The sequence below is a fragment of the Bartonella queenslandensis AUST/NH15 genome, assembly GCF_000312585.1.
GTDB lineage: Bacteria > Pseudomonadota > Alphaproteobacteria > Rhizobiales > Rhizobiaceae > Bartonella > Bartonella queenslandensis_A.
On record NZ_HE998078.1, the window covers coordinates 1 to 884 of the forward strand.

At 38.7% G+C, this 884-nt stretch carries 1 protein-coding gene and 2 pseudogenes; all 3 read left to right on the forward strand.

The annotated features are described in order from the left end of the window. A pseudogene (locus BN338_RS13615) lies at positions 1-83 on the forward strand (lambda exonuclease family protein); the annotation flags it as partial. A 122-nt stretch (positions 84-205) separates the two neighbouring features. After that, entirely contained in the window at positions 206-424 is a 219-nt protein-coding gene (locus BN338_RS09430; protein WP_039761550.1) for a hypothetical protein, read from the forward strand. Positions 425-432: 8 nt separating this feature from the next. Continuing rightward, positions 433-884 (forward strand): annotated as a pseudogene (locus tag BN338_RS09435) (tyrosine-type recombinase/integrase); the annotation flags it as partial.

Here is an 884-nt window from a genome sequence, read left to right on the forward strand (position 1 = left end):
TTGAAGAGCTTAATCAAGCGGTCAAAGCTTTTTTAGCAGAAATAGAACAAGAGATACAAAGAATCTCAACAAAAGCCGCTTGAAATTATGGGGGTGCTTATCCTTACCAATGCCTCCTAGCACCCCCACCCTTTCCTAACAATTTTTAATCAATTCGTGACTCACCAAACGGGTGAGTTGCGTCTCAAATGTAAGGAGAAAAGATATGGCACCTCGTCTAGCTACCATAACACAACCAGCCATTGCTCGTGCTTTACGAGAAGCTAAAAAACAAGGATGCGAACTCATAGAAATCAAACCTACCGGTGAACTGCTTATCTATCTTAAAGCAGATATTCCATTACCAAATTCAGCTAGCCACCCAGACAAACTTTTAGACTTGTCAAAGAATGAATATTACGAAGCCGCACTCTCTAAGATGTAAAATTTCTTATGCCCAAACCACGCCCCCCTCATCTTGTTAAACAAATTACTCAGCATGGCAAAATCGTATGGTATGTACGTATTGGTCATGGAAAACGTATTAGAATACGTGGGACCTATGGAACGCAAGAGTTTGTTGACAACTACAGAAATGCGCTTGCCGAATTACAAAGCATAATCCCTCCAAAACCAAAAACTGGAAAACTGATTGAAGGGTCATTTGCATGGCTGCTTAAACAATATTTTAATAGTGTTAATTGGCATAGCCTAGCTAAAGATACAAAAAAACAAAGAGAACTCATTCTTATGAAGGTATGTGATACTATAGGAAATATTCCATACCGAGCAATTGAAAAGAAACATATTATAGCCGGTGTTGAACGCCGTAAAGAAATGCCAGCAGCAGCTCAAAATTTTCTGAAAGCACTTAATTCTCTTTTTAAATGGGCAATTGAACAAGA